At 49.8% G+C, this 8,425-nt stretch carries 7 protein-coding genes; 5 read left to right on the top strand and 2 right to left on the bottom strand.

Annotation, left to right across the window (positions count from 1 at the left end):
• Positions 1 to 1,114 (top strand): hypothetical protein (locus H6F80_RS18315; RefSeq protein WP_206755092.1); only part of this gene is annotated, 1,114 nt, incomplete at its 5' end.
• 176 nt (positions 1,115 to 1,290) lie between these two features.
• On the opposite strand, the gene H6F80_RS18320 is transcribed toward H6F80_RS18315, so the two are convergent.
• Positions 1,291 to 1,455, bottom strand: coding sequence for a hypothetical protein (locus tag H6F80_RS18320; RefSeq protein ID WP_190792965.1), 165 nt, complete (start codon positions 1,453 to 1,455; stop codon positions 1,291 to 1,293).
• Between the two features lie 487 nt (positions 1,456 to 1,942).
• Here H6F80_RS18320 and H6F80_RS18325 point away from each other — a divergent pair, with 487 nt between their 5' ends.
• The 3 genes from H6F80_RS18325 (at position 1,943) to H6F80_RS18335 (ending at position 4,823) form a co-directional block, all read left to right on the top strand.
• Positions 1,943 to 2,554: an NADH-quinone oxidoreductase subunit E gene (locus tag H6F80_RS18325; protein WP_190792966.1), complete on the top strand. Its 612-nt coding sequence runs from the start codon at positions 1,943 to 1,945 to the stop codon at positions 2,552 to 2,554.
• 13 nt (positions 2,555 to 2,567) lie between these two features.
• A complete protein-coding gene (dinB, locus tag H6F80_RS18330) occupies positions 2,568 to 3,674 on the top strand; it encodes a DNA polymerase IV (protein WP_190792967.1) in 1,107 nt (368 codons plus the stop codon).
• 135 nt (positions 3,675 to 3,809) lie between these two features.
• A complete protein-coding gene (locus tag H6F80_RS18335; RefSeq protein WP_190792968.1) occupies positions 3,810 to 4,823 on the top strand; it encodes an IS701 family transposase in 1,014 nt (337 codons plus the stop codon).
• On the opposite strand, the gene H6F80_RS18340 is transcribed toward H6F80_RS18335, so the two are convergent.
• Entirely contained in the window at positions 4,789 to 5,004 is a 216-nt protein-coding gene (locus tag H6F80_RS18340; RefSeq protein WP_190792969.1) for a hypothetical protein, read from the bottom strand. The genes H6F80_RS18335 and H6F80_RS18340 overlap by 35 nt on opposite strands.
• A gap of 174 nt (positions 5,005 to 5,178) precedes the next feature.
• On the opposite strand from H6F80_RS18340, the gene H6F80_RS18345 reads away from it, so the two are divergent.
• On the top strand, positions 5,179 to 8,425 hold a 3,247-nt coding region (locus H6F80_RS18345), incomplete at its 3' end, for a DEAD/DEAH box helicase (protein WP_190792970.1).

Consider the following 8,425-nt stretch of genomic DNA (forward strand, 5'->3'; position numbering starts at 1 on the left):
CTATACTCAACCGATTCGGGGGGTGGTGATGCGCTCACCGTTGAAACCAGACCAGAAGCCCCGGATTGGCATCCGCATGGGAGATTACGCTTACGAGTTGGTGCTGACATCGATTCCAGTTCACGCGCTCAATGCGGTCGATATTGTCAGCCTGTACTTGGGGCGAGGCGGTTTTGAGAAGTCACTTGGGGATGAAGACGTTGAGTGTAACGGCGACCGTTGGTGCAGTTGGCACCCCTCAGGGCAAGAATTTTGGCAGATTTTGACCCAATGGGTGTGGAACTGGCGGGTCTGGGTGGGGTGGAAACAGCACCCCGAGTCCCTGCGTCAGACGTTGTGGCAACCTGCGATTGAGGGGGATGGTCTTGAACCTGAACCACCTGTAGAGCCTCAACCTCAGCAGACATCGTTAGGAGCGACCAAAACCCATCCCCCGTTTGACAACACGCCTTCAGAGCAGTATGCTCCGATGCAGGTCGTCGAGAGTTGGGCCCGCTCGAACGGCAAGTTTGCTGGTAACGATTTCATCCTTGAGAGCGAACGGTCACTGCGTTGTCCTGCTGGACATTCCATGTACCGCAGAGAAGTCCGTCGCAATGGTCGTGGCGATTTGTTGTTGATCTTCAGCATGGCCCGCCGCACTTGCCTGCAATGCCCACTGCGAGAGCGATGTGTGGCAAACGGTTCGGCGATGACCAACGGGCGACGCATCACCGTGATTCGACGCAAGTTACTGGATAATCCTGCACTCCCTTGCAATAGCACCCCTGCTCCGACTCGGTGCATCAGCGTTTCTCGATCCAAAGCCACTTATCCGGTGATTTGGGAAGATTTACCTGCTGTACTTTTGCGGCGTGATCTGAGTCGGAACTTGCGACAACACCAGTTTGAATTCGATAGCATGATCTCTCCAGCAGAGCAGCAGAAATCTTTTTTGCTCAGCCGTGACCAACGTGCTCATCGCCGTATAAGTTGGAGCCAGAGGCTTGCAAGAAATGCTTCAGCTCCTCAGGGACAACATTGGAAAGTGCGACTATTCGGTATTTCAGCAACGTTAGCGACATTTATCAAGGATTTGAAGAAGACAAGCTTGAGTACTGAGCAATCTGTGTAGAAATACAGCTTTGAACCAGAATATTTACGAATAAATTTCTGTTTTTAGAGCAGGAATGATTATTGTGCGTCTTCCAATAGTAAACGGGGATAGAAGCGCTAAAGTGAATCAGTAAGAGACAACAAATCTCTATTGTGAATCTCGAAGAAGCAGGTCTGGATTCAGAGCTTGTATGCTCATTGCGCATCACGTGGGAGTTGTTGGTGTTCGCTCACCTGCCCGGTCTTGAACCACCACAGCATTTGCAACCGTTCCTTTTGGCTAGCGGTGCGGGCGTGCTTGAGTTGTTTCTCCAGAGTTTCTGCGCTTTCCACAATCTCGATTTGCAATCGTCTAGGCATCGGGCAGACTCGTACAACGCTGCCCCTATTCTATGCAACTTAAAACTAAATTGGTATCAGCCCTTTTGGGTTTAGCTGAACGTTGCTATTCCGCTTGCAAGTTTGCTATGCGTGCTCATCGCTCAGATGAATGAATTTGATATTTGCCAAACTCAGCCATTCGGATCGTGGGAGCCATTGTTCCCGTTAGCTATAACAAGATTGCTGATGATAGTAGAGGAATGCCGTAGAGAACTGTAGAAACTTGATCAGTATCCGATCGCTTAAGCAGCTTTTGACCTATTTTCCTGTATTAATCGCGAAGCATAATGGCGTAAGCACATCTCATCCTGGTAGATGGAGCAAGAGATTCGATCGTAGAGCACTTCTGATGACCATTACAGTGCAAAAAATGAACTAAAGACTGAATCACGGTGAGGATTTACGGGTAAGCTAAAGGTAATCTCAAAAAAGTGATTACTAAACTCAAACAACAATCCCTTCACCTATGCCCCGTACTCGTCAACAAGCTGCGTCTAAAATTGCTTCTGATTCGATTGCCCAGCTAACTTCAGTGTTTGATGCCCTACCTGAAAAACCCAGAGAAACCTATACTCTGCGTGAGGCAGTTTCTCAGTTATATCAACCGATTCGCACTGCTTTGAGTCGAGGATATCACTACGATGAGATTGCTGTCATTCTGGCAGAGCAGGGCATTGCTATCTCTGCTTTTTCGCTCAAACGTTACCTGTCCCTCAGTAAAGGCGAGCAAACCCAAACATCCCAATCGGGTCAAGGTAAGCGTCGCGGACGTCAACCAAAGGCAGCCGTGGAAGCAACCGCAGAGCCGTTAGAGGCAACTGCGGAACCGTCAGAACCCGCAACCGCAACTGTGCAACCGGAATTGGCTCCCAAGCGACGGGGTAGACCCAAAGTGGCGGCTTCAGGGCAACCGGGACTGGAAGAGCCTGACACTGTTCCTGCGAACCCTCAACCGGAGGCGGAAGCTGCTCCCAAACGACGCGGTAGAACGAGTAAAACCGCAGCAAAAGCAAAGCCTGCACCACGAACCACGACTCGGACAGCTAAAGGGCGTGGACGAAAATTAATGAGCCAATGAAACCAGGGCTGCTATGACCGCAGTCAGGAAGATTATCCACGTCGATATGGATGCGTTTTATGCCTCGGTCGAGCAACGAGATGAGCCGAAATACCGGGGCAAACCAATCGTCGTGGGAGGTTCCCCCAATAAGCGAGGAGCCGTGGCAGCCGCCAGCTATGAGGCAAGACGCTATGGCATTCATTCGGCGATGCCTTCCCGCACCGCTCATCAAAAGTGTCCCCATCTCATCTTTGTGAAGCCGCGCTTTGAGGTGTATCGCCGCATCTCCCTTCAGATCCGCAACATCTTCTACCGCTATACGGACTGGGTAGAGCCGCTGGCACTCGATGAAGCGTATCTCGATGTCACCGAGAATAAGTTCGATATTCCCTCTGCTACCTGGATTGCCCAGACCATTAAGCAGGAGATCTATGAAGAGACGGGACTAACCGCTTCTGCCGGGGTTTCCATTAATAAATTCTTAGCAAAAGTGGCTTCTGGCATGGATAAACCGAATGGTCTATTTATTATTCCTCCCGAAGATGCGGCTGCATTCGTAGAGCAATTGCCGATCGAGCAGTTCTACGGCGTGGGACAGGTGACAGCCGCAAAGATGCACAAGCTCGGTATTCAAACGGGAGCAGACCTGAAGCAGTGGAGTTTGAGCGATCTGGTGCGTCACTTCGGCAAGGTGGGGCAATACTATTACAAAATTGCCAGAGCAGAGGACGATCGTCCTCTGCAGCCCAACCGCATTCGTAAGTCAATTGGGGCAGAGAATAGCTATGACCCGGACTTAAGCAATCGTTCTGAGATCGAGACTGCATTGGAAGAGGTTGCAGGAACTCTCCTACGGCGCCTGGATAGCCAAAGGGCAGTGGGACGAACGTTAACGCTAAAAGTGAAATATGCTGACTACCAACAAGTGACGCGCAGTCGAACACTGGTTACACCGATTGGTAATCGACCGGGCACCGATGCCTGCAGCCCTGCGGGATCGTTGATTCTCGATGTTGCACATGAACTGTTAGAGACGACAGATGTAGAACACAAGGCAGTCAGACTATTAGGACTGACAATCTCTAACCTTGCAGGTGAAGCCCAAGAACACTACATTCAACTTTGCCTGAACGTTTAGCGGAACTACCTGCGTGAGGTTACTTCATGCCCGTAGTTACTAGCCTTCCTCTGCTCAACCAGCAAAAACACCTCAGTGCCTTGAGCAGACTAAACTCTCTCAGGACTTACGCAAAGACAGACATAAACTAGAGGCATGAGCTTCACCAAACTGGATTACTGCCAGTACTTGCTGAGCAGTCCGATTAACTACACGATGACGAACTTGGCTGACCACCTTAACGACATCAGCCATGATCGGATCAATCGCTATTTGCGCGGCGAAAAGCTGACCCCTCGTCTGTTATGGGACAATGTCAAAACGCTGCTGCAACCCAGCGACAATGCCTATCTTCTATTTGATGATACAGTCCTCGATAAGCGATACTCAGCTTCGATTGATCTCGTGAGGCGACAATACAGCGGCAATGAACACCGTGTCATTCGGGGGATCGGCTTGATTAGCTGCGTCTACGTCAATGGTGAAACCGGTCAGTTCTGGGTGGTGGATTACCGTCTGTACGACCCAGAGGGGGATGGACAAAGCAAGCTTGATCATGTGGCAGCTATGCTTGATGGAGCCGTTTACAGCAAGCAGCTACCCTTTGCGACGGTATTGATGGACAGTTGGTATGCCACGCAAAAGGGGATGGCACAGGTTGACCAGCTCCAGAAGGTTTACTACTGTCCCCTGAAGACGAATCGGCGTGTGGATGATAGCGGGGGTACGCAGGATTATCAGCGGGTTGACGAACTACTCTGGAGTGCTCAGGAGTTGCAGCAAGGCAAGCTCATCAAGATTCGTGGCTTCCCGAAAGACAAAAAGGTGAAACTGTTCCGGGTTAGTGTGTCCACCCACAGGACGGACTATGTCGCCACCAACGACTTGTCTCAAGCTTCCACTGATGCCGTACAAGATGAGTGCGACGTGCGCTGGAAGATTGAGGAGTTTCACCGTGAGTTGAAGCGGCTCACCGGAGTCGAAACCTGCCAATGTCGTAAAGCCCGCATTCAGCGCAACCATATCGCTTGTGCTTTACTGGTTTGGAGTCGGCTGAAGTCGGTTGCCTACGAAAGTGGTAGAACTATCTATCAAGTTAAGCACGGGATGCTCTCTGAGTATCTCAAGGAGCAACTCAAGCATCCATCCGTTCAAATGACTTTTGCGTAAGTCCTGTCTGATACTGAATTTGAGCGGAATTAAAATCGCCTTGTTCTTCTAGCTGGTTGCCATCAATCCATCGCCCAAACACTGCTGCACCAAAGGGTGATGAGTTTACATCTTGTGCTTGAGCGGAGAGAGCTGCAAAAATTCCCAGTACGCCAATTGCAGTGGCTTGAAGAATCTTCATGAGCAATGTGAGTGTGATTGGTTTAACTGTGTAGCCATTTAATTTCAAGCTACCGAGTGGGTCCGAAGTTTTGAACGAAAGACATCCAACGATTAACTTTCCCGCCTGTAATATTGAAAATGGGGATCTCTTGATACCCTGAAAGGTGAGCATTATTATGCAGAGCTAGTTGCTATGCAAATCCTTCACGGAACCTGGATTCCTCGATCGCATGAGTCTGCAAGCGAAGAAGGCTTTTTCCAATCGGGTGCATTTTACCTGTGGGTTGAAACGACCGAGAAGCACGAGCATTGTCAGTCGAGTCAGAGGCACCCCAGGCAACTTGTCGCAGAAGACTTGGCACTATTGCTAAGGCAGGAGATCGGCGTACAGCCTCTTGGTAACCCGCGAGACCTGAAGGATTTGATTTCAGCGCAGTACTTTCTATTGCCCACCGTTGACAATCAGCCACTCCCTTCATTGGAGCTATCTCGATATTTAGAGGAAGAATTACCAGAAGCCTTCCAGTGGCAATATTGGCAGATAGACTGCTACCCCACAATCGCCTCAACCCGAACAGCAAGTGCTGTCAATTCAGTCGTCCCCCTGCTCAACGATCTGCACTTCCTCGCTCTCCACCAGCTGGCAGAGATCCAGTTAGGGTCAGATTTGCTGTTCTGGTTTCACTACACTCAGGCTCTCAAACGCCTGATCTTTAAAGATCAATACATTCCGGCACTCAAATATCGAGAACAGCAACCGAAACCTGCTGCTAAAACCAAGAGTCGATCGTCTCAGGCAAAAGCCGTGCCCGCTGAAATTGTCCCGACTCCCAAACGACAAACAGGTCGCAAATCTACGACCAAAAGCAAAACTCAAACGACTCGCCGGTTGGCAAACCTGGCCAAAAAAACAGCCGTAGCGACCCAAATTGTCGAAGAACCAGCCAGCCCGGTTCCCTTTGAAATTTACTCCGCCTGGGAATGGATCGGGGAAGAATACGAATCACTCATCCAGCAATACGTGGACTATATGCCCCTGGTTTGTGTTGCTGGATTTACTGAACCCCAGGAAACGCCTCAATTTTACGATCGCGAAACGCTCCTGCGGCACTTTTCTGAGTGTCTGTTGTCGGATATTGTCACCCATACGCCCACGACTCAGGCTTACGAAAAAACGATCGCAGATTCTTTGCTGTACTACTGTTTGCACCCTTCAGGAAAGCCCTGGACATCGGCAGGCAAGTTGGAGCAGTACAAGCAATGGCAGGCATGGCGCGATCGCATTGTTCGCACGCAAACTGAGCAACCCTTTTATCTGTGTTTTCAGTTGCAAGACCCGGTCAAGCTTGAAGACCCGTGGGAACTTCAGTTGCAGGTAGCTCCCAAAAGTGATCCATCCCTGCGAGTTGCATTAAACGACTACTGGCGGATGCGCCCCAAACATCAGCAGCAGGTAAAAAAGCAGATGGGAGAAGACTTTGAACAACACCTGCTGATGAATTTAGGCTATGCGGCACGAATCTATCCAGCCCTGTGGAAGGGATTGGAAACCGATCAGCCTGTTGGTATTCTGCTCAACTTGGATGACGCATTTACCTTCCTGAAAGAATCAGCCTGGGTGCTGGAGAACGCGGGCTACAAAGTGATAGTGCCGTCTTGGTGGACACCTCAGGGCAGACAGCGGGCAAAGGTGCGGTTAAAGGCAAAGAGCAAGTCGCGATCGAGCGGAGCCGATAAAAAGAAGAAATACTTCTCGTTTGAGAATCTGGTGGAATATCAATATGAACTTGCGATTGGCAGTGAATCCATCAGCGAACAGGAATGGCACCAGTTGGTGAATGCCAAAACGCCGCTGGTCAAGTTCCGGGGACAATGGATCGAGCTGGATCAAGACAAAATGCGGCAAATGCTGACGTTTTGGAAGACACAGCAGCAGGAAAACCCAGAACTCAGTTTGCTCGATTTTCTCAAACTCACGGCAAGCAGCGACGAGGCTGGGCTAGAAGTCCAGGTCGATCGCAACGATGCCCTGTCTCAAATGCTGGCGAACCTGGGCGATAAAACTCAGCTTCAACCGATCAATGATCCAAAATATCTGCAAGGCCAATTGCGCGAGTATCAGAAGCGGGGAGTGTCTTGGCTACAATACCTAGAAGAGCTTGGCTTAAACGGTTGTCTTGCTGATGATATGGGCTTGGGCAAGACAATTCAGGTGATTGCTCGTTTGCTGCAAGAGCGGGAACTGGCACAGAAAAACCGGATCAAAACCCTTCCGCCTACGCTCCTGATTGCACCCACTTCAGTGGTCGGCAACTGGTATCGCGAAATCCAGAAATTTGCCCCGAAGTTAAAAGCCATTGTGCATCACGGCAACCAGCGCACAAAAGCCAGCGAAGCATTTCAGCAGACCTGCCTTGAGCATGACCTGATTATCACTTCGTTTACTCTGGCACGAAAGGACATTCGCCTTCTCACCTCGGTTGAGTGGCATCGCGTTGTGTTAGATGAAGCTCAAAATATCAAAAACCCCAAAGCAGATCTGACAAAATCCATTCTGAAACTCTCTGCACTGCATCGATTAGCCCTGACGGGAACGCCGGTCGAAAATCGATTGCTTGATCTCTGGTCAATCTTCAATTTCCTCAATCCAGGCTATCTGGGCAATCAAACCCAGTTTCGACGTAGCTTTGAGTTGCCGATTCAGAAGCATAGCGATTTGCGTCAATCGGAAACCCTCAAAAAACTGGTAGAACCGTTTATTCTGCGGCGGGTCAAAACCGATCAAGCCATCATTAAAGACTTGCCGGACAAAGTAGAACAAAAGCTGTACTGTAACCTGACGAAAGAACAAGCTTCCCTCTATGAGGCAGTCGTCAAAGATGTCGAAGAACAAATTCAAACGACTGAAGGAATTCAGCGAAAAGGGCTAATTCTGGCAACGCTCACCAAACTGAAGCAAATTTGCAATCATCCGATGCAGTTTCTCCAGGACGGCAGCGATTTTACGCCGGAGCGATCGCACAAGCTCTCTCGTTTAGATGAAATGGTACAAGAAGCGATCGCGGAAGGAGAAAGTCTACTCATCTTTACGCAATTTACTGAAATTGGAGAAGCCCTGGAAAAGTACCTGCGCTACACCGGTCGCCACAATACCTATTACCTGCATGGGGGAACATCCCGCAAAAAACGGGAACAGATGATTCAGGAATTTCAAGACCCCCAAACAGAGCCTTCGGTCTTTGTGCTTTCTCTCAAAGCGGGTGGAGTGGGGATTACACTTACGAAAGCAAACCATGTCTTTCACTTCGATCGCTGGTGGAATCCGGCGGTTGAAGATCAAGCCACCGATCGTGCCTTCCGAATTGGGCAGAAAAAGAACGTATTTGTCCACAAGTTTGTGGCAATGGGAACGCTGGAGGAGCGAATTGACGAAATGATTG

Source organism: Leptolyngbya sp. FACHB-711, assembly GCF_014695615.1.
Taxonomy (GTDB): domain Bacteria; phylum Cyanobacteriota; class Cyanobacteriia; order Elainellales; family Elainellaceae; genus Leptolyngbya_A.

Bases quoted from the DNA above. Each gene is read 5' to 3' on its own strand.
- H6F80_RS18320 (WP_190792965.1), bottom strand. From the start codon at position 1,455: ATGCCTAGACGATTGCAAATCGAGATTGTGGAAAGCGCAGAAACTCTG.
- H6F80_RS18325 (WP_190792966.1), top strand. From the start codon at position 1,943: ATGCCCCGTACTCGTCAACAAGCTGCGTCTAAAATTGCTTCTGATTCG.
- dinB (WP_190792967.1), top strand. From the start codon at position 2,568: ATGACCGCAGTCAGGAAGATTATCCACGTCGATATGGATGCGTTTTAT.
- H6F80_RS18335 (WP_190792968.1), top strand. From the start codon at position 3,810: ATGAGCTTCACCAAACTGGATTACTGCCAGTACTTGCTGAGCAGTCCG.
- H6F80_RS18340 (WP_190792969.1), bottom strand. From the start codon at position 5,004: ATGAAGATTCTTCAAGCCACTGCAATTGGCGTACTGGGAATTTTTGCA.